26 protein-coding genes and 1 riboswitch are annotated in these 26,442 nt (G+C 41.1%); of the genes, 7 read left to right on the forward strand and 19 right to left on the reverse strand.

Annotated elements, in window-relative coordinates:
* Window positions 1–17 precede the first annotated feature (17 nt).
* The 16 genes from ACIQXQ_RS15285 to ACIQXQ_RS15360 all read right to left on the reverse strand — a co-directional run bounded on the left by ACIQXQ_RS15285 (window position 18) and on the right by ACIQXQ_RS15360 (window position 15,477).
* The gene (locus ACIQXQ_RS15285) at window positions 18–740 is read right to left on the reverse strand and encodes a ThuA domain-containing protein (RefSeq protein ID WP_402958527.1); all 723 of its coding nucleotides are present in this window, start codon (window positions 738–740) and stop codon (window positions 18–20) included.
* Between the two features lie 189 nt (window positions 741–929).
* Window positions 930–1,973, reverse strand: coding sequence for a LacI family DNA-binding transcriptional regulator (locus ACIQXQ_RS15290; protein ID WP_402958529.1), 1,044 nt, complete (start codon window positions 1,971–1,973; stop codon window positions 930–932).
* Window positions 1,974–2,027: 54 nt separating this feature from the next.
* Window positions 2,028–2,849: a carbohydrate ABC transporter permease gene (locus ACIQXQ_RS15295; protein ID WP_402872094.1), complete on the reverse strand. Its 822-nt coding sequence runs from the start codon at window positions 2,847–2,849 to the stop codon at window positions 2,028–2,030.
* Window positions 2,846–3,706 (reverse strand): carbohydrate ABC transporter permease, encoded by an 861-nt coding sequence (locus ACIQXQ_RS15300; RefSeq protein WP_402872097.1) that lies wholly within the window; start codon window positions 3,704–3,706, stop codon window positions 2,846–2,848. The genes ACIQXQ_RS15295 and ACIQXQ_RS15300 overlap by 4 nt, the downstream gene beginning before the upstream one ends.
* 110 nt (window positions 3,707–3,816) lie before the next feature.
* On the reverse strand, window positions 3,817–5,112 hold the full coding sequence (locus ACIQXQ_RS15305) for an ABC transporter substrate-binding protein (protein ID WP_402872101.1): 1,296 nt from the start codon (window positions 5,110–5,112) through the stop codon (window positions 3,817–3,819).
* 390 nt (window positions 5,113–5,502) lie between these two features.
* Window positions 5,503–5,688, reverse strand: a complete 186-nt coding sequence (locus ACIQXQ_RS15310) for a hypothetical protein (protein ID WP_402958531.1) — start codon at window positions 5,686–5,688, stop codon at window positions 5,503–5,505.
* Window positions 5,689–5,885: 197 nt separating this feature from the next.
* A complete protein-coding gene (locus ACIQXQ_RS15315; RefSeq protein WP_402872314.1) occupies window positions 5,886–6,725 on the reverse strand; it encodes a YitT family protein in 840 nt (279 codons plus the stop codon).
* Window positions 6,726–6,900: 175 nt separating this feature from the next.
* Window positions 6,901–7,578 carry an ABC transporter ATP-binding protein gene (locus tag ACIQXQ_RS15320; protein ID WP_402958533.1) on the reverse strand — a complete coding sequence of 226 codons (678 nt, stop codon included), beginning with the start codon at window positions 7,576–7,578 and terminating at the stop codon, window positions 6,901–6,903.
* Window positions 7,575–8,663, reverse strand: a complete 1,089-nt coding sequence (locus tag ACIQXQ_RS15325; RefSeq protein WP_402958535.1) for an ABC transporter permease — start codon at window positions 8,661–8,663, stop codon at window positions 7,575–7,577. Before ACIQXQ_RS15325 ends, ACIQXQ_RS15320 begins: the two co-directional genes overlap by 4 nt.
* Window positions 8,664–8,771: 108 nt before the next feature.
* Window positions 8,772–10,151 (reverse strand): sensor histidine kinase, encoded by a 1,380-nt coding sequence (locus tag ACIQXQ_RS15330; protein ID WP_402958537.1) that lies wholly within the window; start codon window positions 10,149–10,151, stop codon window positions 8,772–8,774.
* Window positions 10,151–10,825, reverse strand: coding sequence for a response regulator transcription factor (locus tag ACIQXQ_RS15335; RefSeq protein WP_402958539.1), 675 nt, complete (start codon window positions 10,823–10,825; stop codon window positions 10,151–10,153). Before ACIQXQ_RS15335 ends, ACIQXQ_RS15330 begins: the two co-directional genes overlap by 1 nt.
* Before the next feature lie 685 nt (window positions 10,826–11,510).
* Entirely contained in the window at window positions 11,511–11,885 is a 375-nt protein-coding gene (locus tag ACIQXQ_RS15340) for an immunity 22 family protein (protein WP_402958541.1), read from the reverse strand.
* Between the two features lie 158 nt (window positions 11,886–12,043).
* Window positions 12,044–12,901, reverse strand: coding sequence for a hypothetical protein (locus tag ACIQXQ_RS15345; protein ID WP_402958543.1), 858 nt, complete (start codon window positions 12,899–12,901; stop codon window positions 12,044–12,046).
* A complete protein-coding gene (locus ACIQXQ_RS15350; protein WP_402958545.1) occupies window positions 12,902–13,420 on the reverse strand; it encodes a T7SS effector LXG polymorphic toxin in 519 nt (172 codons plus the stop codon). It lies immediately after the preceding gene.
* Complete coding sequence (locus tag ACIQXQ_RS15355) at window positions 13,417–13,704, reverse strand: YwqI/YxiC family protein (RefSeq protein ID WP_402872120.1); 288 nt, start codon at window positions 13,702–13,704, stop codon at window positions 13,417–13,419. Before ACIQXQ_RS15355 ends, ACIQXQ_RS15350 begins: the two co-directional genes overlap by 4 nt.
* A gap of 366 nt (window positions 13,705–14,070) precedes the next feature.
* Window positions 14,071–15,477: a M28 family peptidase gene (locus ACIQXQ_RS15360; RefSeq protein WP_402958547.1), complete on the reverse strand. Its 1,407-nt coding sequence runs from the start codon at window positions 15,475–15,477 to the stop codon at window positions 14,071–14,073.
* A gap of 254 nt (window positions 15,478–15,731) precedes the next feature.
* On the opposite strand from ACIQXQ_RS15360, the gene ACIQXQ_RS15365 reads away from it, so the two are divergent.
* The 3 genes from ACIQXQ_RS15365 to ACIQXQ_RS15375 are packed head-to-tail and all read left to right on the forward strand — an operon-like array spanning window position 15,732 to window position 19,919.
* Complete coding sequence (locus ACIQXQ_RS15365) at window positions 15,732–16,880, forward strand: iron-containing alcohol dehydrogenase (RefSeq protein ID WP_402958549.1); 1,149 nt, start codon at window positions 15,732–15,734, stop codon at window positions 16,878–16,880.
* An 11-nt stretch (window positions 16,881–16,891) separates the two neighbouring features.
* Window positions 16,892–18,487, forward strand: coding sequence for a sensor histidine kinase (locus ACIQXQ_RS15370; RefSeq protein WP_402872128.1), 1,596 nt, complete (start codon window positions 16,892–16,894; stop codon window positions 18,485–18,487).
* Window position 18,488: 1 nt separating this feature from the next.
* The gene (locus tag ACIQXQ_RS15375; protein WP_402958551.1) at window positions 18,489–19,919 is read left to right on the forward strand and encodes a sigma-54-dependent transcriptional regulator; all 1,431 of its coding nucleotides are present in this window, start codon (window positions 18,489–18,491) and stop codon (window positions 19,917–19,919) included.
* 52 nt (window positions 19,920–19,971) lie between these two features.
* Here ACIQXQ_RS15375 and adhP read toward each other — a convergent pair whose 3' ends face one another.
* On the reverse strand, window positions 19,972–20,985 hold the full coding sequence (adhP, locus tag ACIQXQ_RS15380) for an alcohol dehydrogenase AdhP (RefSeq protein ID WP_402958646.1): 1,014 nt from the start codon (window positions 20,983–20,985) through the stop codon (window positions 19,972–19,974).
* A gap of 274 nt (window positions 20,986–21,259) precedes the next feature.
* On the opposite strand from adhP, the gene ACIQXQ_RS15385 reads away from it, so the two are divergent.
* The gene (locus ACIQXQ_RS15385; protein ID WP_402872134.1) at window positions 21,260–21,556 is read left to right on the forward strand and encodes a DUF3892 domain-containing protein; all 297 of its coding nucleotides are present in this window, start codon (window positions 21,260–21,262) and stop codon (window positions 21,554–21,556) included.
* 159 nt (window positions 21,557–21,715) lie between these two features.
* Here the strand turns inward: ACIQXQ_RS15385 and ACIQXQ_RS15390 are convergent, their stop codons facing one another.
* Together ACIQXQ_RS15390 and ACIQXQ_RS15395 are read right to left on the reverse strand one after the other, a co-directional pair.
* Window positions 21,716–22,531 (reverse strand): hypothetical protein, encoded by an 816-nt coding sequence (locus tag ACIQXQ_RS15390; protein WP_402872137.1) that lies wholly within the window; start codon window positions 22,529–22,531, stop codon window positions 21,716–21,718.
* A gap of 101 nt (window positions 22,532–22,632) precedes the next feature.
* On the reverse strand, window positions 22,633–23,142 hold the full coding sequence (locus ACIQXQ_RS15395; RefSeq protein ID WP_402958553.1) for a YbaK/EbsC family protein: 510 nt from the start codon (window positions 23,140–23,142) through the stop codon (window positions 22,633–22,635).
* A gap of 164 nt (window positions 23,143–23,306) precedes the next feature.
* Window positions 23,307–23,351, forward strand: a riboswitch (PreQ1 riboswitch).
* A 7-nt stretch (window positions 23,352–23,358) separates the two neighbouring features.
* Here ACIQXQ_RS15395 and ACIQXQ_RS15400 point away from each other — a divergent pair.
* The 3 genes from ACIQXQ_RS15400 to ACIQXQ_RS15410 all read left to right on the forward strand — a co-directional run bounded on the left by ACIQXQ_RS15400 (window position 23,359) and on the right by ACIQXQ_RS15410 (window position 26,349).
* The gene (locus tag ACIQXQ_RS15400) at window positions 23,359–23,844 is read left to right on the forward strand and encodes a QueT transporter family protein (protein WP_402958556.1); all 486 of its coding nucleotides are present in this window, start codon (window positions 23,359–23,361) and stop codon (window positions 23,842–23,844) included.
* A 104-nt stretch (window positions 23,845–23,948) separates the two neighbouring features.
* Window positions 23,949–24,608: a TVP38/TMEM64 family protein gene (locus tag ACIQXQ_RS15405; protein ID WP_402958559.1), complete on the forward strand. Its 660-nt coding sequence runs from the start codon at window positions 23,949–23,951 to the stop codon at window positions 24,606–24,608.
* A gap of 109 nt (window positions 24,609–24,717) precedes the next feature.
* Complete coding sequence (locus ACIQXQ_RS15410; RefSeq protein ID WP_402958561.1) at window positions 24,718–26,349, forward strand: ATP-binding protein; 1,632 nt, start codon at window positions 24,718–24,720, stop codon at window positions 26,347–26,349.
* Window positions 26,350–26,442: the final 93 nt, after the last annotated feature.

A 26,442-nucleotide genomic window follows, 5' to 3' on the forward strand; every position in this document is an offset into this window, starting at 1 on the left:
CTGCTCTCTCCTTCACTTCATCTCTTGGATGAGATATTCTCCAATGGTACCGCTTTTCCATAAACCACATTGTTGTGAGAACGTGGCTTGACCCACTTGACCGCATTCTTTATCACCCGCTGTATCTCTGGGTTATAGTAGGTCGGATACGTTTCATGGCCAGGCCGGAAATAGAATATCCTTCCTTTTCCACGTTGGTACGTGCATCCGCTTCGGAAAACTTCGCCGCCTTCAAACCAGCTCATTAAGAGCAATTGATCTGGTGCGGGTATATCGAAATGCTCCCCGTACATTTCTTCCTTCTCAAGCTCAATATATTCACCGATTCCTTCAACGATGGGGTGAGCGGGATCCACTACCCAGAGCCGTTCCCTTTCATCCGCTACGCGCCATTTCAGATCGCAGGTCGTTCCCATTAATTGTTTGAAGATTTTCGAAAAGTGTCCTGAATGGAGGACGATAAGGCCCATCCCTTCGAGCACCCGCTTATGAACACGTTGGACGATTTCATCCTGCACTTCATCATGTGCAATATGCCCCCACCAGAGGAGTACATCCGTTTCCTTCAGTACCTCTTCCGTCAGACCATGCTCTTTTTCGTCAAGCGTAGCCGTGTTAACCTCAATCTGATCTTCTTGTAAGAACTCGGCAATCGCGCCATGGATCCCATTTGGATAAATCTCTGCTACCTCTGGCTTCGTTTGTTCATGGCGATACTCGTTCCATACCAAAACCTTCATCAGAATCTCCTCCATATGTTTTTTCGGCGACTTCCCCTGCATGTTTAACTAATACCTCTTATTTTGTTACGCAAACGTTTGCGTTAGAAACAATAAAAAAATAATTTTGAATAATAAGATTAAATACATTGGTAATCTATATTGTAAATTTATGTTAGGAAAAATCAAGCTTTAATTGCTAAAACAATTCTACAATTTCTCTGTAATTTCTTTTTCAATAGCGGAATGTGACTCACGCTGTACGATTTTGGTAGGAACCCGGATACTCTTTTCCATCATTTTAGGATCGGCTATTAAATCAAATACGCACTTTGCTGCTTCATAGCCCAGTTGGTACGTATGAATATCGACCGTGGTTAGTGGTGTACTTAAGAATTCGATAAACTCCGAGTGATTAAAGCAGACGACACTTATTTGTTCCGGAACTTTCAACTTCTTTTCCGCTAACACGCCCAATAACAGCACACCCAATAATAGGTCCATGACTATAAATGCCGTTGGTGATTCAGGTAAATTCAGCAGTTCCTCGATGGCTTTTATGCCATCGGCGCGATTCAATGGAATCAGTTTAATACTTTCCTTTGGAACGCTTAACCTTGCCTGTTCCATTGCTTGTCGGAATCCGCTTAAACGCGCCTGGATCACTTCGAATTCAGGACTGCCCCCTAAAAAGGCAATTCGTCGATGACCAAGGTTGATGACGAACTCCGATAATTCCTTAGCCGCTTGAACATTGTCGTTATCAATGAAAGTGATGCCACTCATATCCGTCCTTGGCTTCCCTACCAAGACAAATGGGAAGCTTTGTTTCACTAGATAGGGCACCACTTTATCATCCTGCTTCGAATACAAAACAATCATGCCATCCACGCGTCTACCTTGAACCATTTTAACGACGTCTTCAAAAATGGCATCCTCGGTTTCCCCAGTCGTTAGCGAAAGGCTATACCCCTCTTTATTACAAAAGTCGCCAATGCCTCGGATCACTTCTGGAAAGAATGGATTGTACAGGGATTCCCTAGCCGAATTTTTCATTACGATTCCAATGGTCTTCGTGGATTTTGTAACCAAATTCCGGGCATTTTCATTCATATGATAGCCCATTTCCTTCAATACCTTCCGTACTTTACGCTTTGTCTTTTCACTAATGGTCGGACTGTTATGAATAACACGCGATACCGTGGATGGAGCGACATTCGCTTTCTTGGCAACGTCTTTGATCGTTACAGACATTTTCATCTACTCCCGTTCATCGCACAGGGCTTATTATTCCCTATATCTAAATAGTTATTTAACCGCACCGTCAGCAATTCCTTTAATAATTTGTCTTTGGGCAAAAAAGTACGCAATGATAACTGGAATGATTGACAAGGTAAGTCCTGCCAAGGCAAGATGCCATTGTTTCGTATATTGACCGAAAAAGAAGAATAATTTAAGTGGAATGGTCTCAGATCCCGCACCCCCGATAACAAGCGATGGCAAAAGGTAATCATTCCAAATCCAGATGACATTCAAGATCCCGACCGTGATTGACATCGGTTTCAATAATGGAAAAATGATATACCAGAATACTTGAAAACGGTTGGCTCCATCGATTTTAGCCGCTTCATCCAGCGTGATGGGGATCCCTTTTAAAGTACCATGATATAGGAATATGGAGAGACTGCATCCAAACCCTAAGTACATGATGATCAATCCGGTGCGATTCAACATACCCATCTGACCAAATTGGGCTACAAGCGGGATCATCACCGATTGGAATGGAATAAGCATGGCTGCCACAAACACGAAGAACAGCAAAGAACTAAATTTACTTTTATTTCGTGATAGCGCGTATGCGGCCATTGCTGAAAAGATAATAATTATCACGACACTGACAACCGATATAAAGATGGAATTGAATAAAGTCCGAAGAAAATCCAATTGTTCGAAGGCCTGAGTGAAATTTTCTAGTGTCCAGGTATCCGGCAAGCCCAATGTGTCAGAGAAAATCTCGCGTTTCATTTTAAAAGCATTTACGATCATTAAATAAAAAGGGGTGAGCCATAACAAGGCCAATACAAACCCGATCAATCCGACCAGCCAAAGCTTCCAATTCTTTCTCATCATAGCTCAACCTCCCTTTTCTTATTGATATATACCTGTGTCAAGGAAACGGCTGCCACAATCACGAAAAAGATCACGGCCTTGGCCTGTGCATAAGCCATATCATTTTCGGTAAACGCGGATTTAACAATGTTCATTGCGACCATTTCTGTTGAATTGTATGGCGCACCGTTCGTCAAAGAAAGGTTTTGATCATATATTTTGAAAGAGTGTGAAAGCGTCAGGAACAAACTAACCGTGAAGGCTGGTGCCACAAGCGGAAAAGTTATATGGCGAAAACGTTGGAAGCTATTGGCCCCATCGATTTTAGCCGCTTCAATCAGGTCTTCAGGAACTGCCTGTAAATAAGCGATATAAATGATCATGATATATCCCGCCATCTGCCAGGACGTTAAAATGATCAATCCCCAAAATCCAGTCTCGGTTGTGGAAAGCCAACCATTAAATGCCTCTATGCCGGTTACATCGCCAATGGCACCAAAGACTTTGATGAAGATGAACTGCCAAATGAAACCAAGAATCAATCCACCGATTAAGTTCGGCATAAAGAAAATGGTCCGAAGAAGGTTGCTCGATTTCAGTTTTGAAGTCACGATAAGTGCCAAGCTCAAACCAAGAACGTTTATGACCACAATCGCTGTTACAGAAAATTTGATGGTGAACCAAAATGTATCCAGGAAGCCCTTGTCCGAGAATAGGTTTATATAATTTTTGAGACCCGTGAAATCGGGCGTACCCAAACCGTTCCAATTCGTAAATGAATAATAAAACCCGTAAATGAGCGGCACGATCACGACCAAAATGAGCGCGGCTAGAACAGGTGTCAAGAACAGCCAATATGCAGCATCTCGATTTCGCATTTGAAACCGACCTCCTAATATAGTGTGTAAGTAGCGGATATATTTATAGAACAAACAACCAATCGACACAAGTTAGGCTCGATTGGTTGTTTCCCTATTTAACGGAATGCCTATTTACTGTGGATTTTCTCCCAGTTTTCAATGTTTTGTTTGACGAGTTCATCCCATGTCATTTTACCGGTTACATATTTTTGGACACTTGCACCCAGATCATCGTTCCACCCGACTGGATATCCATTGAACACCCATCCAATGGTATTTCCCTCTTGTGAATACTTATAAATTTCTTTTGATAACGGATCGGCAATTTTTTCAACGTCATACCCTTCATAGGCTGGAATGAATTTAAAATCTTCTAATACAGCTTTTTTACCTGCATCGGATGTATACATCCAGTCTAGGAATTTCCTCGCTTCTTCCTGAACTTTCTCATCCGATTTCTTATTTACTGCCCAATAGTTCGGTACCCCGACCGGCATGGCTGCCGTGTCCCCATTCGGAATAGGGATGATGCCTATGCCATTTTCAGCTAATTCGGGATCCATGTCATACACTGTGTTATACACCCAGTTCCCTTGCTGGATGATTGCAACCTTTTCAAGGGAGAATAACTCTTCTACTTGTTGGGAGTAATCAAGGCTTGCCGTTGGCTGAACAGAATATTTATTTTGAATATCGACCAGTTGTTTGAACTTGTCTCCATCCGAGAACTTGACGGTTTCCGCCTTGCTTGCCGTCAACACGTTTCCATCAAACTCCGGTGCTAAAAAGACATTGGATAAATGATTTCCCGTTACCCATTTCTCTTTGACCGGATACGCGAATACTGCATCAAGCTTCAATTTGCCTTTCTGTGAATCCAGCTTCTTCACTGCATCCTCTAGAGCTGTATAGCTTGTAAGTTCTTCCGCCTTGATTCCGGCTTCTTTAAAGACCCTTTTGTTATAAATCAGGCCATACCCTTCCTGATTGAATGGAAGCCCAAGAATCTGCCCGTCCTCTTCAACGCCATCCAACGTCCCATCTAGTGCTGCCTCTGCAGCTTTCGTATCCTTCAAATCTGATAATCTATCTTTATATTGTTCCACATCGATCGGTCCGCCAATGTTAAACACTGCTGGTTCCTCACCGGAAGCAAATTTTGCGGTAATGGCTGATTTATAATCATTCCCGCCGCCAACTGTCGATACTTTGATTTTCACATTTGGGTTCTCTTTTTCATACTGCTTGGCCAGAGTCTCAAATTGCGGCTTAAACTCTACTTTAAATTGGAAAATATCCAGCGTCACTTTATCTTTATTATCGGAATCACTGTCCCCGCCAGTAGAAGAAGAGCAACCTGCTAAGACCACACTAAATATCAATAAAATAGAAAAGATTCCCCCATACCATTTTTTACGCTTCATGCCTATCAACTCTCCCTTTTTCCGTAAATTCCTATACCTTTTAAGAAAACGTTTGCATAAAGTATGAAAAGTAGATGTCTTATAAACTGTCATTTCACTATTCTATTCAAAGATAAACCACCACCTTACAAACCTAATTGTAATCGGTTACATTTCTTTTTCTTTATATTACCACTTAATGACATTACTTACAATTAAATGTATAAGTCTACGAATATATTACGTTTCTTCTTCTAAATTATATGATTGAATACCCAAGAATTATTCCTTCTCCTGATTATATAATTTGAACGGATATCCATTCTGGGTATTTCTTCATCTTTTTCAACCATTCAGAATGCAAGCTGTATTTCATTAGAGAAATGGGAAACCAAAAGGCTTCCCTTCCATTCACTTCAAAACCATTTTCACGTTGGATGACCCATACTCTTCCTTCAATTCGTAATACTTATCACTTGCTTGTCCAAATTCCTCGAACACACCACTAATAAGTAATTCATCCGTTTCCTTATCCACAACGCTGTACTTAATATTGCACTTCCCAAACTTTCTGTCATCCACTTTTAAAAGAATCATGCTAAACACCTCCATATATAATGGCTGTATTCCTCATGATGGTTGGATTCTTACTTACATAATATAACAATTTATTCGAAATTCACAGATTTTTTTGTCATTTTCAGGGAAATAAAAAAAGCCCTGCTAGGCCCCTTGAAATGAAGTACATTTATTTCCATATAAAAAAGGAGCCCAATCCGGCTCCCAAAATGATTTTATGACTTCGAAATATCCACGAACCCCTCACCAAATACATCTCTTACATCATGTATCGCGATAAAAGCTTGGCTATCGGTAGACTGAACAATTCTCTTTAACTTGACGACCTCTTGTTTACTAATGACAATATATAGAATTTCCTTCGCATCTTTCGTATAGTAGCCATGTCCATCAAAAACTGTGACCCCTCTATCCATTTTAACCGTAACTTGTTTCGCAATGAGATCTGCTTCTTTCGAGATGATGGTGATTGCCTTTTTCGGGTTTACACCCTCAATGATGAACTCCATTACTTTCGTTCCAATATATAGCATAAGGATGGTTAGCATGAGACCTTCCGCACCGATAATGAAATAGGATGAGACGGCCACGATTATATCAAAGAACAATAACCCATAACTTATGCTCCAGCCTAAATATTTATTTGTGATCCGAGCAAGAATGGTAGAACCTGCCGTCGTACCGCCCACCCGGATGATCAAACCAATTCCTACACCAGCAAACACACCGCCAAATATGGCATTGATTACGATTTCATCCGACGAAACGTTCCAATTCTCCGTCAAATGTAGAAAAAGAGAATGGAAGGTGACGGCAATAATCGTATAAATGGTTGTAATCCTCGATAAAAATTTATATCCGACAATCAGAAGGAATGCATTCATAATGAAACTTACCAGGCCCGGTGACCACTGGAATAAATAGAATAAAATGATGGTAATCCCCGTTACTCCACCTTCACCGAGATCATTGGGAATAACGAAAAGATTGATTGCCAACGCAAAAATGAACGCACCTATTATTATAATGAGAACATCTAAAGAAGTCTTTTTCATATGTAACTTACCCGCCTTTATATAAACAATTTCCTTGCTATATAGTAACACGTAATTTCTTGATTCCTTCATTGATTTTCTTAATCTGTTAAAATAATTCATCTCTTAAATCAGGAATGGTAAAAGGCCACTGTACTCCCGATAAACCGGAATACAGTAGCCTGCATACTACCTTTTATAGAAGAATCTTGCCATCCGTAATGTTGACGACACGGTCACACAAATCTAACATTCTCTCATCATGCGTCACCATGATGGCTGCCTTGTTTCTTAACTTCACCTCGGTCGCAAGCATTTCCACTACCTCTCGCCCCCGCTTTGAATCAAGGCTTGCAGTGGGTTCATCTGCTAAAATGATGTCTGGATTATTCATCAACGACCGCGCAATGGCTACCCGTTGACGCTCACCGCCTGAAAGCTCTTCTGGCAAATGATTGCACCGATGACTAAGCCCGAGATGACTAAGTAATTCATCAGCTTTTTTCACAGCTTTCTTGTCACGTTGCCCAATCAGTTCTGAAATAAGCAGAAGCTGGTCACGTACGGTAAGATACGGAACAAGATTGGATGATTGAAAAACAAAGCCAATTTTCTCTAGACGGACACGTGTTAATTTCTTCGGAGAAAATGATGTTATATCCTCATTATTTAAAAGCAAACTACCTTTACTTGGGGAAAGTAAAGCACCTGCTATAGAGAGGAAAGTACTTTTCCCCGAACCTGATGGACCAACAACGGCCACAAATTCCCCAGCTTTCACTTGAAAGGTAACATCGTCAAGAGCCCTCACGATATTCTCACCTTCACCGTAAATTTTGCTGACGTGATCGAATGATAGTTTATGATTCATCATGCTACCCTCCCAATGGCTTCAATGGCATCAATTTTTGAGACTCGATATAGTGATAACAAGGAACCCAATACCGAAACAATCAATAAAAGAATCGAATATTGAATGACCAAAGAAGTACTTAATTCAAAAGGCATTCCTTCTGGCATGATGAAAGTGACCCCGTATGTTAGTGCAACACTACTTGCTATACATACCACCGCAAGCATGAACACTTGGCCCACGATACTTTTTGCAAGGTAGCCAGTACTTGCTCCGAGTGCTTTCATGACTCCAAATTGATTCGTCTTCTGTAAAGTGATGACATAGAAGAACACAGCAAGAACAAATGCAGCAATCACAAACAGAAAGGCTATCATCATCGCCAATGTACCTTGTTCTTCTTTAAATCCCGGGATACTTTGAAGCATCTCATCCTTCGTAATGAGATCCACATCAGACACAGACTTCAACGGACCTACTTGATCCATTTGAACCGCAATTGTGCTAATTGCGTCCGTGTTTTTCAACCGAGGATTAATCCCCTGCCATCCCTTAACGTTCATGTATACAACAGGTGTATGGCTGTAGGATTGATTTTCGGTGAATCCTACGATAGTGAATTTGTTACCGGATAATTCATCTACTACCGTATCCCCTACCTTATAGCCGTCCTCTTTTAAAGAATCATTGGCTACTATATCGCCTTTCTTCTTATTATCATAGCTTTTCCCTTCCACGATTTTGGGTGCAAGGAACCCATTGGCATCCGTTGCAAAAATCGTGACATCCGTCTTTTTCGATGTACCTTCTTTATTGAAGGTCAACATCATTTGACCCAGGGCCTCCGCTCCTTCAACACCCGTTGAAGAACGAACCTCACTTAATGTATCCAGCGGAATAGTAGATCGGTTTAGTTTATGCTCCACGTTAGACTCCATCATGAAATAGTCAGCATCCATGCCTTGTATCGATGAAGCATTTTCAGCTGAAAGTCCATTAGCCAATCCAGAAATGATAAAGACCAGCCATGCGACCAAAACCATGATCAACCCGATCAGTAAGTAACGCACCTTTGAATGTTTCAGCTCACGTATTGCTAAAAACATTTTTTCATCTCCCAATTCTTTTGTTACCGTTTGAACATCCAATCCCTTATGTTCATGTGGTATACATCGATTGTAATGAATCATTATGAATGGAAGATGAACAATTGATTACATAAGCGGCAAACGAACATAAAAAGTAGACCCTTCCCCAAGTTCACTCTGAACCGCAATCGTTCCACCGTGAAGTTCCACCGTCTTTTTCGTAATGGAAAGACCTATGCCGCTCCCGTTCTCACTGCGATTACGCATTTTATCAACTTTATAAAACCGTTCAAAAATATGAGGAAGCTCTTCATCGGCCATCCCCATACCGGTGTCTTTAATGATCACTTCGACCATCCGGCCAATTTTTTTGATGCGAATCATGATTGAACCCCCACTTTCAGAGTACTTAATGCTATTCGTTATCAGGTTTGTCCATACTTGAATTAACAGCTTCTCGTCTGCAGAAATCATGGTGGATGGTAGATCCATTTCAATCACCATGTCTTTTTCCCGCCAACTCCATTCCAGCATGAACAGCACTTGCCTTATTTGCTGAGCTAAATCAAAGCTTGTACGCTGTAGGGGATCGTCTCCTTTATCCAATGAAGCGAGAATCAGAAGCTGCTTACTCATTGCCGACATACGCCGACTCTCCTTTTCAATAATGGACAAGTACTCCTTTCGTTTTTCCTTCGTTAACTCTTCCGATTGCAGGGTTTGGGAGAAGCCCTGGATCGAGGCGAGCGGAGATTGAATTTCATGTGAAACATTGGAAACGAATTCCTGTCTCATGTCTTCCAATCGTTGGATGCTCTGAGTCATTTTCGAAAAATGTTTCGCCAAATCCCCAATTTCATCACCACGGGTAACGTTCAATTCACCACTATAATCCCCATCAGCAATCCTTTTTGTCGCTTCCGTTAATTTGGTAATGGGCTTAACTAGAAAACGTGTGTTAAAAATAATGAAAAAGAAACTAAGTAAGATCATAAGAACGAGCAAAACGGCCAGGAAAAAGCGAATTTCCCCAAACTGCTTTTCAATATCAGGCCTAACGAACAAGGCGTATTTTTCGCCATCCACGTTCAGCGGAACCCCAATACTATTTTCTAATGCATCTTCAAAAAAACCGGTAATGAACAGCCCGTTATTATAGGTTTCAATCCCTTCATAGACTTTCCCGTTCAAGACATCAGAAACCGTATCCCCATCCAAATCCGTTTGATGAAACGATTTGCCATAAGAAGTAGCCTTACCCTGTTCATTGATTAAGTACAGCTGGTAATGCAATCCTGATACATGGTTTAAATAAGCATCAATATCCTGATCAGGATTTTCCTCATACAAAGAAACGATCTCCCTTGCGACCTTGCTGATTTTCTCTCCATTGTAGGGTTTAAGAACTTGATGGTAATACACATTAGAAAGTAAAAAAGCAATGACGCTAGCAAGCACCATGATTAAGATTGTTTGGACAACGATTCGAAAATAGAGTGTTTTCACTATTTTTTGACCCCCAGCTTGTATCCCAATCCCCTGACAGTCGTGATGACAAAATCATCCGTACGTCCTGTGAATCGTTCACGTAACCGTTTGATATGAACATCCACCGTCCGGTCATCCCCTTCAAAATCTGCTCCCCACACAAGTTCGATAAGTTGCTCCCGCGTAAAAACCTGATCGGGAAAACTCCCTAATTGAGCAAGCAGTTCAAACTCCTTAAGCGGAAGAAGCAATGTATTTCCCTGAATTCGGACTTCATAACTTCTTCGGTCGATGATGGTTTGATTTAATGTTATTAACTCAGCATTCACCATACGGTACCGTCGCAAAAGCGCTTTTATTCTAAATAAAAGCTCTTGTGGCTCGAAGGGTTTAACGAGATAATCATCCGTCCCGGCATAGTATCCCTTTTCTTTATCAATGAGCTGATCCTTAGCCGTAAGTAAAATAACCGGTAAATCATATTGATCGCGTATCTCCTTACAAAGATCCAGTCCGTTTTTATAAGGCATCATGATATCCACAACAGCCAGATGAATCCGTTCTTTCTCTAATAATAAGGAAGCCACATTCCCATCCTTCGCTTCGAACACCATGTATCCTTCTTTTTCTAAGTGAAATTTCAGTAACTCTCGAATATGCCGATCATCATCTGCAATTAATATATGTATCAAAGAAACCACATCTCCGCTTCATAATATGAATATCCCTACAATAGCAATATTCAAGCTCTTAAAACAACCCAAGCCTATTTAAAATAAAACAGGTAGAGGGTTTTTATCCCTTCATCAAAACCTATAAAGAAGTGATATATCCTTCCGAAGCTAAAAACTTGAAGTGTATGTTAAACACATATAAACCTAGACCACTTATTCGTCTAGGTTTTATGTTTTGCCTATTAAAATTATTCCTTCCAAATATGTTTTACTTACCTTCGTATTTATTCAATGTCCACAAGTAAGATAAACTAAAAAGTCTGCGGATAACCAAACATCCCTCATCATATTTAGTTAGAAAATTATCCTCTAAATCAGTTGTCCCTTAGGTATAGCTTTGGAGAATAAAATGGTGATAACTGATGATATTATGGTTATTTACTTAACAAAATTAAGAGTAAATTGGGCATACGTTTAAAAGGTGTTGTACGTACTATATAATTTGTAAAAACATCAAATTTGGGATTGCAAGGGTTATCTCTATTCTGTAAGTAATAAATAGTTCATTCGTCACTAGGTATCTCTTCAAAGAAGAAACCTTGAAAGTCACTTTGCCAATCAAGGTTTCACATAAATTACATTATCTCAGGTATATCAATCTCTTTGCCTGGAGACTTACTAATTAGAACCTTTAAGAGTTCTCTTATTCATAATTAGTAGTAGCAATAAAATCAAAAGCACCAGTTGAACTAATTTCATTGTTATATTCAAAATTATATATTAAAATTACTGCATTATATGATTTCTTTAGGTTTATACTTTTCTGGATTTTTGGGATGACAATTTCTTCATACGAACACCCATCTAATAATGCTGATATATCACTACTACTATTCTTATAGACTGCTTTTTCTATTGTATCCTCATCAGTTTCATCCATATCAATATTAAAATCGATAAAGAATTGGGAAGGGACAGACTCGCCATCCTCATCATACGTTAAATCAACATACTCTCCTATTGGGTCCTCATCGTTAATATTCCCTAACCAAATTGAAACCCATCCTTGTTTTTCCATTATAGTACCCTCCTACTTTAATCTTAGACCTTGTGGTAAAGACGAAACTCCACCCTCTAATCTATAATTAGCCCAATTATTAAGCCGTCTAACAAATGTATTATAGTCGCTAGAAGTATCTATTATTGCTAACAATTCATTATGTGCTTTAGTTGAGCCTAATCCTCCGTGAACACCCTTTGGATTGACAAATTTGACCCGGATATAGCTGTTCTTAAGTCTTTAATCTCTTCAGCACCAATATTCCAACACTTAAATTGCGGAGCTCTTGAAACTAAGTGCCATTCATGTAAACCTCCAGGTTCTCTAAGCTGACGTTCAATTTTCTTTCTAATCTTTTTATCTTTCCAAAGTTCGTCTAGTTCATTACTTGTAAGGGAATTGAAGAATTTATTAAAATTCCCACTCTTTGCAGTTGGTATATCATCAACAGTTAATTTGTTTATATCTTTAGCATTATCTATACCCTTACCAGCATCCTTAATCTTAACACCTTTTAGCACATCATGACCCTTATCTAAGACTTTTATGGGTTTAATGAAAGTGAACGCTGCAGCTGTTATTCTTTCATTTGTAGTGGAACCGGGACCAATCATAGTAGCTATATCGCCTAGAAGGAAATCAGTTGCCGCTATGGCATATGGGGCTAGGCCATCCGGAGTTCCTGAACCGTTACCACCAAGTACCTTCCTTTTCCCTTCAAATGTTAAAGCATAGTCCCCAGTATTTGAATCCATTATTGAATCATCGCTTCGATTGCTTTTAATATTCTGTTTGGCCAGCCCTGCATAGATTGCTTCCATTTCCTTCTCGAGCTTCCGCGCTTCGGCCTCTTGTTTCTTGAACTCCCGGTAGCCTTTCATGTTGGCAGCCACTTCGCCCTTCACTTGATAGGCTGCACTCGCTTGAAAGGCGCTTTGGTTGAAGTTCATCGGGGATATGGTACCGTCCTGACTGGTGGCTTCAATGAGGGCCTGCACAAGTCCAATGGCCACTTTTTCCTGACCCTCGCTCACTTAATATTCATCGACCAGCTTACTGTCTACATCCTTCACTTTCTTGATGGTCGTATTCTTTTCTTTTTCGGCTTTTTCCATTTTCTCATGGAAATCTTCTTGTTTGAACACCGTAAGTGGAAGGATATCATCAATGTTTTGAAAAATCTTCTGGAGATCGGTGGACTGCTGGTTCACCATCGATTTGGCATTGGAAAGACCGTGGGTCACTTCCCCCTCTAAAAAGGGGACCTCGACCACGGTTTCACCGGATAGGTCCGCTTCTTCCAATATGGCCGGAATGCCTTTTAGGAAACTGATTTGTGTGGAGAATAATTCGATCCAGGCATTCGCCACGGTGACCTGTGCCCGGTAAAAGTTCTTGATGGCCGTCGCCCCGGCTCCGGCCAATTCTTCATCAAGGTCGACGATTCCCTGGAGTTCCTTTTTAAGCGTTTCGACCTGCCCCTTGAGGTCCTCATATTGCTTGGCCCGTGACTTGACGGCCGACTTCAAAGGCTTAGCTTCGAATATCGTCATAATGGCTGATACCCCTGTGCAATATGGGTGATGGCTTCATCCTGCTCTTTCAGTAAATCCACGTTGGCCCGGGTGTCTTCCAGATTCTTTTTGACGATCGTCAGATATTGATTGAAGGTCTTTTCCAGATTGGTTTCCCGTTCCTCCCATTTCGTTGTGAAGCTCAGATCGTTATTGCCGAGCTGATCGGCCGGCAGTGCCCCCATTGTCGTCCCATCCACGGCCGTTTTCACCTGGCCGAATTGCTTGGTCACGGCGGAATGATTCAGTTTAATCGTCGTCATTTACAACACCAACTTCTTTAAATCGGATATTTCTACATGTATCCTTCTGTTCTAATCGGGTATTCCTCCCATTCATACTATCCATTTCACTAAAGAAAAACGTAGAGTGAGCGTCACTCCGTCCTTGTACGTATCCCAAAAGAATCACCTCATAAATAATTCCTCGAATAAACAAATGTCATATTTTACATATTTTCCATTATAAGGATTAAAGTCCGAGAGATAAATAGGGATAAATACGCTACTTTAGTAGCTTCATAGGAATTTCCTCACAACAATCTCGATATAGCATTAAGTCTTTTTACCTCCTTTTTTTAAAATAAATCAAAAAAAGGATGCAATCTGCATCCTCTTGGCTTTCATTGTTTATCTAATATCCTGTTTGAAGTGTAAATGAGGCATTCTTTGTTTCTTACCTTTTTTATGTTTCGGTTTCGGTTTTTTCTCTTGCACTTTTGCTTGGTCATAGACCGCTGTCCCCGCAATTCGTGCTACATCTTGAAGCTTTTCTTTTGAGATTTTATCAATCGTATCATCTGGGGAATGATACCAAGGCTCTGATGGATTGTGTATGAACAAGGCAGCAGGGATACCTGCTTCAGAGAAGGATACATGGTCACTTCGACCTCCCTCTCCATAAGGGGTAGCTACACCGTTCAGTCTCTTGCTAGAAGCCTGTGCAAGATCCGTTACTAGATTCGGTTCTCCATCGTTCGTCAAGAGAATCAAGTCCCCAGCATCCTTACTACCGACCATATCCAGATTGAAGTTTGCAATACTTCTGTTGATTTCATCTTCTGATAGATTGTCCACATAATCCTGCGAACCTAGCAATCCATTTTCCTCTGCTCCAAAGGTGATGAAGCGAATTTCCGTGTCTGTAGGCAGATCCTTCAGAACACGGGCAAGCTCAAGCGTGACAGAAGTCCCTGATGCATCATCATTTGCACCTGGTGCCCCAGCTACTGAATCATGATGTCCGGTTACATATATGATGTCACTCTTCTTCGCCTTTATATTCTTGGTTGCTTTTTTCGTTGCCACTACATTATAGGACGTTTTTTCTCCCGAAGAAGCACCCTCGATTTTCAAGGAGGCCTTCACCTTTTCTCCATTTTCCAATTTTGCTACGACTGCTTCACCTGCCGTTTTCGTAATTGTGACAGACGGTGCATATTGGTCATTGACTCCTCCGAGTGTCCCGTTTAAATCTCCCTCTGCATTATTGTAAATGATGACTCCCACAGCCCCTTTTTGAGCTGCATTCACTACTTTCTCAGCAAAAGAAAGGCTTCCTCGTTGTATGAGAGCAATCTTTCCGGCAACATTGGCTTGTTCAAGCTCCTCCAACGTTCCTAATCCAGCGTATACCACATCACCTGAAACGTCCCCATTTACGGAATAGGTTAAATGTTTTGGTTGAACTTCCCCATCATATCCGTCGAAAGCCAGTTCCACCTTGTCAGGATCTGTGTAGGATAAGAATTGAAACTCTTCAATATCCGCTTTGTAGCCATATGACTTAAACTGCTTTTTGATGAACTGGACCGCTTTATACTCCGATTCTGTCCCAGCCACGCGAGGTGTTTGAGAGAGGTATTCAATATTCTTGTAGATTTTGTCGACATTGATTCTCTTAACAATTTGCTTATCTGTGGAGGGGGCTTTTTCACTCGGAGATGAATGAGCAGGTGCCGCCAATGCAGTGGTACTACTAATGCCTCCCAACGCTAACGTAGTAGCTAATGTAAGAGATAGAAATGGTTTTTTCATAGATTTCCTCCTAATTTCAATAGATTCTTATAATCCATTGTAAATTATTCAGAATATTTAAAATAGGTATATTCATCCTAATTATCCCATTTCCCCGCTAGTCTATAATACCTTTTATAAGCGTTTACGCTGGGATACGATTTATTTTTTTGTCATCCTATATAAAAATTCTTTCGAACGTACAGGAATTTAGCTTTTTTTCTGGAAAGTAGTACAAAGAGAATACGACTTTAATCAGGGAAGAAGGGGCGAGAATGTCCATTACTAAATTCGTGATGCCTGAAGTGATTTTTGGAAAAGGTTCGATAGAGCAAGCGGGAGAGGCATGCCTACGTTTAGGGGCCAAAAAGGTGCTGATTGTAAGTGACCCTGGTGTAGCCAATGCCGGCTGGCTGGATATCGTCGTAAAATCCTGTCAAGATGCAGGACTTGCCTACGCTTCCTTTATCGATGCAACGACAAATCCTAAAGACCGTGAAATAGAAGCCGGCTGTTTGACGTTTCATAATCATGAGTGTGATGCCATCATAGGGGTTGGCGGAGGAAGTGCGCTGGATGTCGCCAAAGGGGTCGCTTTATTGGCATCAAACGGCGGAGTCACCAGTGATTATGAAGGGGTCGATAAAGTCCATTCGCCTCTTCCACCCATGGTGATGATCATGACCACGGCTGGATCCGGCTCGGAAGTCTCCCAATTTTCGGTGATTGTCGATTCGTTCCGCGAGAAGAAAATGACGATCATCTCAAAGTCGCTCGTACCCGATATTGCCATCATCGATCCGGCTACGTTGACAACTTTGGATCCAGACTTGACTGCGGCAACGGGTATGGACGTTTTGACTCACGCCATTGAAGCCTATGTTTCTATCGCAGCAACACCACTTACTGATGTTCAAGCACAGAACGCCCTCTCCATCGTCTCCCGTTACCTACGCCCTTCTGTTGAATCTAAAAATAATGAAGAAGCAAAAGAGGCGATGGCCATGGCTAGCCTGCAAGCCGGACTTGCCTTTTCCAACGCCATTTTAGGAGCCGCCCATGCGATTTCCCATGCCATCGGCGGAAAGTACCTGCTTCCACATGGGGAAATCAATGCAATCCTTCTCCCCCATGTCATGGATTTCAACCGAATTGCTTCCCCTAGGCGATTCAGCGATATTGCGGAAATCATGGGAATCGACACACGGACCTTAACAGAGCAACAATCAGGCGCCGCCGCTGTTGCCTTCGTTCGGGAGTTATCCCAAGATATAGGCGTGCCTCTAAGTTTAGGGGATGTCGGCATTACTACGGATATGATTGAACTAATAGGCATGACCGCTATTGATGATGCCTGCATGATTACAAATCCTCGTGATATGTCCATAGAACAGATTAAACAATTGCTCCTTACAGCCCTATAGGAGGTGCAACCATGAACAAAAATGAAATGATAGATTTAATGACCGGTGTACGGTCTTCGAAAAAAACATACTACACTGAACTAAAGAAGACCGTCGATGAGTTAAAAAAGAAGAATCTACAACTTGAAATCATGAATGATATTACCAAGAACATGAACGGAGACTTGGATATTCATCTTATTCTTCGAAATGTAGTCGATAAACTAAAACGACTGATCTCATTTGATGACTGTCATTTCATTATTTTATATGAAGAAGATCCGACTATACTCCATATATGCCCTAATGGACCATGCGAGCTTAACATTGAATCCAAAGACCAATTACATTCGATAAAGGAACCGATCCAGATAAACGTCGAGATCCTCCCTGCTTTTCCAGAAAAAGAACAACTTCTGTCCCTTCAGATAGAAACGCTCCTCTTGATTCCTGTGTACGGAAAAAATGAAGAAATCGGGATTTTAACCTTCGGCAGGAAGAATAACACAGCATGGCTCAAAGAGGAGTTAGATTTTCTAAAGCAACTATCCAATCAGCTAGCGCTAACTTTCGAAAATGCTCTGCTCTATATGGAAGTACTTCATTCTAAGCAGGAATGGGAGGATACCTTTAAGGCGGTAGAAGATATGATTGTCGTCTTTGACCGGGAGGGTGGGGTCTACAAATCCAATGATGCAGCCAAGGATTTTTTTGAATTAGAACCTTTGAAAAAGGCCTCTCAAGCTCTCATTCAAGAAACCTTCTCACTTGATAAGCCAGGTTTTCAGGAACTCCTTCTTCAGCAAGGAGCCATAATGGAAATGCACGCCTACCCCATTCAAAACAAGGAACAGCAAGTATACGGTGTTATCGCTTATTATAAAAATGTTACCGAAAGAAGAAAAATGGAAGCTCAATTACTTCATGCCGACAAGCTAGGGGCCATCGGTGAAATGGCAGCGGGAATAGCCCATGAATTGAATAGTCCATTAACCGCCATCATTGGTAACTCTCAGCTTTTATTGAGAAGCACACTTCCGGAACACCATGATTACAACCTGCTAACCGATATCCAAAATTGCGGCGACCGATGCAGGCAAATCGTAAAAAGTCTGCTTACCTTTTCACGGCAGGATGAATACAAGTTCCACTATTATTCTATGAACGAAGCCATCCACCAAGTTTTGAACTTGCTGAAGTTCCAACTCGAGAAGAAACAAATATTCATTCACCTTTCCCTACAGGAAGACCTGCCGTACATCAAGGGCAGCCAACAGCAGATTGAACAGATTATCATCAACTTGTTATTGAATGCCAAGGATGCCTTGAGTGATCTTGATGAATCAGCCCCAAAAACAATCACCATCCAGACCTTTTTAGAAGAGGAATATATGATCGTCCAGGTGGCTGATAATGGGACAGGAATTGAAGCCGAGCGCCTCCCTCTTATTTTCCACCCTTTTCATACGACAAAAGACCGCGACAAGGGGACTGGACTGGGGTTGTCTGTTAGTCTTGGCATCGCGAAAGATCATGGCGGCAAAATTGACGTATGGAGTACGCCAGGCCAAGGAAGTATATTTTCACTGAAGATCCCCCTACCGACAGAAGATGAGAGGAGTGAATAACATGATTCATTTACTTGTAGTGGACGATGAAAAAGAGGTGGGTACCTTTTTATCCCGGCTTTTTACGATGAAAGGATACAACGTACACGTCATACATAGTGGAAAGGACTTTTATGCAATCGATTTTAATCAGGAGCATTATGATGCTGCGATGATTGATTTGAAGCTTCCCGATTGTGACGGCCTTTCCCTTTTACAACACCTCAAACAAAAACAACCTCGTTGCAAGGCACTCATCATGACTGGTTACAGCACAGTCAAGACCGCCGTCCGCGCAATGAAACTTGGCGCAAGTGATTATATGGAAAAACCCTTTGCCGATATTGAGATATTAGAAAAGCAGATTGAAAACCTCCTGAATGAAAACACGGATGTGAATCAGCATTTCTTTCAGAAACTGGCCAGGGACTCCGGTCTCATCGTCGGTGAAAGTGTCATAATGAAAGAACTGACAGAAATGGCGTTCAAAGTCGCTCAAAAATCGGTTAATGTCTTAATAGAAGGGGAAACGGGAACGGGTAAAGAGGTGCTCTCCCGCTTCATTCACTCAGCAAGCCCGCGTAACCACGAGCCCTTTATCGCGATTAATTGTGGAGCCATTTCAGAATCCCTGCTTGAAAGTGAATTATTCGGCCATGAAAAAGGCGCATTCACCGGTGCAACCCAACAACGAAAAGGCTTTTTTGAAATAGCCGGAAATGGAACCCTTTTCCTTGATGAAATTGCTGATGCCAGTCCAGCCATCCAAGTCAAGCTTCTGCGGGTCTTGGAAACTAGGGAATTTATGCGGGTCGGAAGCAGTGGGACATTACGGACCAACGCACGATTGGTAGCTGCCACTAATGAAAATCTTCAGCAAGCAGTAGAAAACAATAAATTTCGGGAGGATCTATTTTACCGCCTGAATGTTGTCACTCTTGAAATACCAGCATTACGTCATAGAAAAGAGGATATCCCTCTCCTTGTCGAGCATCTGGTCGAAAGGAATGGTCAGGCAGATGTATCCTTTTCACAAGAGGCTATCGAAAAATTACAGCTATACGACTGGCCCGGAAATATACGTGAGCTATCTAATACCGTGATGAGAACCTTAACCCTCGCAGATCATGGACAGGATATCACTGCGGACGATATCGTTCTCCCTACCCATCAGGTCATTTCACCCAAGAAACAAGCTACAATGGATCTTCACTCTCCTGAAAACCCTCTCGAAGAATGGCGGAAGAAACTTGTAGCCGATTTTAATGAAAAAGATGAGCTGACGCTTGAAAACATACTCTTGGAAATCAAACAGTTCGAATCTACCATCGAAAAAGAGCTCGTCCTGCAAACCCTTCAAAAAACGTATGGAAACCGGAATGAAGCCGCCAAGCGCCTACAGATTTCAATGAGGAAATTACGTTATATACTAAATGAAAAAAAACATACCTGACTCTTATATGAACAAGGGTGCCCCCATTAATAGGACACCCTTTCATTTTTTTCTATTCCATTGTTAAAACGATACGACCGTTAATTTCACCCTTTTCCATCATTTTAAACACATCATTGATTTCATCAAGCGGTCTTGTTTCAATATTCGTCCGTACTTTTCCATCTGCCGCAAATTGAAGAGATTCTTGTAAATCTTTTCTTGTACCAACGATTGAACCTCGCACAGTTACCCCATTTAATACCGTATCAAAAATAGGGATAGGAAGTTCATCATTCGGCAATCCGACCACGACGAGTGTTCCGCCTCTTTTGACTGAACTGTAAGCCTGTTCAAATGCTTTTTTCGTTACGGCAACAGAAATAGCTGCTTGTACGCCACCAACTTTATCCTTAATTGCTTGAACGGGATCATTCTTCAACCCATTCACTGTATAATCCGCTCCTAGTTCTTTTGCCAGCTCAAGCTTATCATCTTGAATATCGACGGCAATGACATTGAATCCCATCGCCTTCGCATATTGAAGCGCAACATGCCCAAGTCCGCCAATACCATAGATTGCGACCCAGTCCCCTGGTTTTGCTTCTGAAACCTTAAGCGCTTTATACGTCGTCACACCTGCACAGAAAATTGGGGAGACCTCGGCAAAATCTAGCCCTTCCGGAACCTTGACAACATATTTTGCCGGTGCCTTACAATATTCCGCATATCCTCCGTCCACCGAATATCCTGCATTGAGTTGATCCAAGCAGAGCGTTTCACGGCCCGTTAAACAGTATTCACAGTCGCCACATGCTGAATAAAGCCATGGAATCCCTACTCGGTCACCGACTTTCAATGTTGTGACGCCCTCTGCTACCTTCTCGATAATCCCTACTCCTTCATGTCCAGGAATAAGCGGGAGCTTTGGCTTCACCGGCCAGTCGCCATGTGCTGCATGTAAATCCGTGTGACATACGCCACATGCCTTAATTTTAACTAGAATCTCACCATACTCTAAATCCGGAATCGGTACATCCTTTATTTCAAGCTCTTGTTTAAATTCATTGACGACCGCTGCCTTCATTGTTTTAACATCCTTCAATGTTTTCGATTCCACCGTACTTGTCCCCTGATTTACATTCATGATTCTATTCCTCCCTTAGGTCCGTGTTTTTCTCACTTCCACTTATTTATAATGCAAGTGCCATGCCAAACAGAAAAGTCCAATCAAGTTAGGTTCAAACGTAAATCCTAGCCGAAAATTCGGCCCATTATGACAGAAATCCGGCTCAATGATGACGAAAACCAGTTCGTATATTGCTGGAAAAATGGTTCACCCTATAAAGAGGAGGTGTACAATGGACACATTTGAAGAAGCCTATGAATCCTACAAACAACAAGGAACGCCACAAGCAAACCAACAAGGTGGGAACGACAAAGAAGAAATTGTCGCCGTACGGAAGAATGAAGAGGATAATATCATCGCCATCAAGACAAATACCGGAAGGGAACTGGACTATCCCACCGCTCTTTCAGAAGCCAAGGCTGGTGCACTCGCAAACGTAGATGTCTTTCATAAATATGGTCGGGACATTTTGCGGAGTGAGCCTGATGGCATTAAAGAAAATAATCTGGATGAACTGCCTGAATTTTAAAGACCGAGAAAAGCTGCCTTCCATTCAGGCAGCTTTTTTCCGCAACAAAAAAAAGAACCGCATACTAACAGGTTCTCCTAACGACTTCCTCAAGGTTTTCCGGGATATTGAAAATGGAGCAACCAGCACTCTCCCTTTTTCTCCAATCCTTCTATCTGTTTATCCCCATTCATAATGATAGGACTCAGAGATTTCCAGCAAGCGGCCACAGATTTCGACCACTTCTATGATTTCAATCCAAGACATATCCATCCCAAGTTCATTAGCATGCGAAATCTTATCCCGTAACTTCCTGATGGCATTGGCATCTTTCTTCCCCTTACTTTTGGATGGGATTTGAAAAAATGTTCTCAACTCTTTATCTTTATGAATAATGTCGAATTTATCGCTAATTTGTAGACATTCAATTAAATTAATCTCCTCATTTTTCTCCATTCTCCTTTCATATAATTCACTTGCCTTATGTAGACGATCCTCACTAATCATCGGATACCAGCTTTCACCCCCGAATCGATGCATGATAATATCACTAAGTCTCATTTCCAATAAAGTGATATAGCCAAAAATCAGCATCCTGATTGGTGGTTTTTGGAGGTCGGCATGCGTGATTAACTTTTTGATTGAATTATTCTCTAACACGAATACCCTCGTTTTCTTCTTAAAAATGCCTAACAATTGGATCAAGGGCGTTGAATCCGATACAAGTTCCCTTGGGGAAAAGAGCTTCATATAATCCGAAATGTTCCCTTCGCCAAGTTCATGTCTATCGATATAACCAACGATTTCCCCCTGGTCTTTCACGGCCAATGTATCAAAGTGTTTTTCCTCCATTACATTTTTGATATCAATGGCCGATTCATCTTTTCCACAAAACTCAAACTCTTGGGCTATGCTTCTGACCGTGATATTTTCCTCATATAGATTTTTAAGACTGTGATAACTACTATTATTGTTTTTGTACTCTACATTGGACATCCATGACCCTCCATCATTGGCATTCTATCCTAATTCATTAGAACCTAATAACTCCCCACTATCAGAAATAAGTCCACATGAAGTGGACTTTATTCCTTCATTCAAATGATATGTTTCTGCATATCTTCATTCACTTCTTGTTCCCAGTCCTTGCAAACATCTACCCAGTCCTTTGCTTTTGAGAATTGAAATAAATCCCCGAGTGAAAGTTCAATGGCTGAGTTCGCGCTCCCGCAAGCCGGGAAAACTGTCTCAAACCGTTTCATCGAAACATCCAAGTAAACATCCAGTTCATTTGCCAATCCAAATGGGCAGACACCCCCGATTGCATGTCCGGTCTGTTCAAGAACTTCTTCTGGAGATAACATCCTTGCCTTGAACCCAAACATTTTCCGGAATTTCTTATTATCGACTTTCGCATCTCCAGCGGCCACGACCAAAATTGCTTGGTCTCCTTCTCCCCTAAATGACAACGTTTTGGCAATGCGCGCGGGTATAACCCCGATTGTCTCCGCAGCTTGGTTTACTGTGGCACTAGATGTTTTGAATTCCATCACATCATGTTCCCTGTTCCATTGTTTAAAGTGGGCCCTAACACTCTCGATTGACATTTACTTTCATCCCTTCCCTTTAACTCTTTTTATAAATCGTACCATTCTTCACTATAGTAAAGCAAAATCTCTTTCCTTTATTCTAGATATTCAATATTCCGCATAAAATCTTGAAATTGACGAAAGAGGCCAATATACGATACTATTAAACTTCGGGCAAAAGCCTAAACGTGGTTCGTAACCATCCCACGATAAAAAACTAGGGAGAGAGAAAAAATGAATATTCGTACACTAGCGATAAATGGTCTATTGGCTGCCATATATATCGCTGTCTCATTCGTGTTTCAGCCGATTATATCCGGGGTGTTCCAATTTCGCATACCCGAAATGTTAAACCACCTTATTGTCTTTAATAAAAAATATATATACGGCATAGTCGTCGGTGTGTTCATATCCAACCTCTTCTTTTCACAGCTAGGGGCATATGACTTGATTTTCGGGGTCGGGCAATCTCTGATAGCCTTATTGCTTGTCATCTTTTCTTCCCGTTTCATAACGGGCATTAAGGGTCGAATGGCCGTGACCATTATCATATTCACAATGACGATGTTCTTAATTGCTATTCAATTGAATTTAGTCGTAGGAGCGCCATTCTTATTAAGCTGGGCAGCTACGGCTACCGCAGAGTTCCTCGTCCTTCTGATTGGTGCACCCATCATTTATATAATGAATAAAAGAATTCAATTTGGAAAGCTGCTTTGAACTCACTGTGCATAAAGAACATTATATCCAAAGAGCTGTCTGCTACATGCAGCGGCTCTTTTTTTCAACCATTCTCGAAAAAATTGATAAATGGTGGTGACTTTTTGCAGAAAAAAATACTGATGTTACTCGTCCTTCTGATTGTAGTAACATTCATCGGGCTAAATTCAGAAATATTCACGATGATTTGGAATAGCGACTTGGAATCCGTGATAACCATATTGACAGAAAATCTCCTTCTTACCTTTGTAGTGACGTTCGTTTTGATGATCATTCAGAACTCCTTTACTGTCATCCCCCTGATTTTACTTTTAACAATTAATGTAACGATCTTTGGCTTTGCATTCGGGTATCTATGGAGTTGGTTAACAAGCGTGGTCGCGTCAGGAACCATTTTCTATGCTGCCAGGCACTGGTTCCAGTCATTGATTTTAAGAAAGATGGGTACCGACTGGCAGGAGTCCGTCAAGGATCATGGGTTTATGTATGTCTTTACCGGTAGGATTTTCCCTTTCATACCGACAAGTTTAATAAACCTTGCAGCTGGAGTTAGTTCCGTCACCTTCAAAGATTTCTTAATGGCAACAGCATTAGGCAATCTCATCTACTTTTTCTTTCTCTCTTTAATCCCATATGGACTTCTTTCCGTAGAAATGAATCAATATACATTGATTGCACTCGGTTTCCTGCTCTTAACGTTTTTCCTTCTCTACAAGCGCTTCAAGAAAAAAAAGAACCTATCACTCTTTAAGAAAAACAGGTGACCTTGTGGCCTGTTTTTTTGCGTGGAATCCTACATTTTCAGCCAATAATTTGTTAAAATGTGTATGTATTTCAGCTTTGTAAATGTCGGAAAATTCAGGGAGACCCCATATGCCGAGACGTATCATATTAGTAATCTACATTCTTTCTGGAATGACCACATTACTTGTTTTCAATTACTATTTAACTAATTCTTTGAATAATAAAGAGGCGTTCCTTCAACTCCAGCGAGCAGAAGGGTTCATCTTTGTCCTATTAATCGGTTTGATTTTATTTCTCTACTTATCTAAAAGAGAAGAATTCAAACAATTAAAAGAAGAAGAGAAACTTCGAAGTACCCTTATTAACTCAATGGTAGACTTTGTGAATTTTAAGGATGGAGAAGGTAGATGGCTAGAATCGAATACGTTTGGCCTTCAGTTATTCCAATTGGAGAATGTGGACTATAAAGGGAAAAAAGATAGCGAGCTTGCCGAGTACTCGCAATTCTACAGAGATTCATTGATATACTGCGAAGATTCCGATCAAGAAACATGGGCAATGAAGAAGATTACGCGTTGTGAGGAGAATATCCCACTGCCCAACGGTCATTTTAAGACCTTCGATACCATAAAAGTCCCATCATTCCATGAAGATGGTTCACGAAAAGGGTTAGTAGTCATAGGTAGGGATATTTCAGAAAGAATTGCCGCGGAAAGTCAATTGCTTGCTAGTGAACAGCGCTATAAATCTTTGTTTGATCACAATCCTTCCCCCATGCTAATGCTTGATTTGAAGGGTACCATTACAACTGTCAATCCTAGGTTCGAAGCCGTAACCGGGTTTCATAATGAAGAGGTTCAGGGCGACCTGTTTGTCGATATGAATTTTTCCAGCGAAGCTAAAGAGCTTATCCGTTCTTCCTGTGAATATGTAGTCGCAAAACAAAAAGGGATAAAAAAAGGACAAGATATAGAGTTTGTTACCAAAAACGGGAATTCCATCTTACTTTCATGTACATTTGTACCAATGTTGGTAGGGAACAAATTAGCAGGTATCATTACTTATGCAAAAGACGTTACACAAATTCGCGAAACAGAAAGACGCTTGCGAAGATCCGAGAAACTATCCATTGTCGGTGAGCTCGCAGCAAGTGTTGCACATGAGGTGCGGAATCCGCTAACTTCATTAAAAGGTTTCGTTCAACTATTGAGTAGTAGCGATCATCCCCACGAAAAATACTATACCATCATGCTTAGTGAACTGGACCGCATTAACTTAATTGTAAGTGAATTGCTGGTCCTAGCGAAACCACAAGAACTCACACTCAGCGAAAATCAAATCGTTGAGTTGATGGGTGAAGTTAGAGACTTGCTTAAATTAGAGGCCAATTCTTCCTCCACGCAAATGTCTATACAGGTAAAAAATGAAATACCGCTAATCTTATGTGAAGCAAACCAGCTTAAACAAGTATTCATAAACATGCTAAAAAATGCAATGGAAGCTTCGGCATCCCATATCGCAATCGAGATTGAGCAAATTAAGGATTCAATTACCATCATCATCAAGGATAATGGCTGTGGAATAGAAACAAATCGCATGAAGCACCTAGGGGAACCATTTTATTCATCAAAAGAAAAAGGAACGGGACTCGGTTTGACCGTTAGTTGCCGTATTATCGAATCACACCAAGGAAAAGTACTCTTTAACAGCAAACCAGGTCATGGCACCGAAGTGAAAATTGAATTACCCATATACAAATAGGACAAGTATACTTATATTTGTCCTTTTTTGCTTGGCCATAATAAAAAGAGATTTTTATATACCTGCGTTATGGTTTCAATAATATTTAGAGCT

Source organism: Peribacillus sp. NPDC097198 (genome assembly GCF_044762055.1).
Classification (GTDB): domain Bacteria; phylum Bacillota; class Bacilli; order Bacillales; family DSM-1321; genus Peribacillus.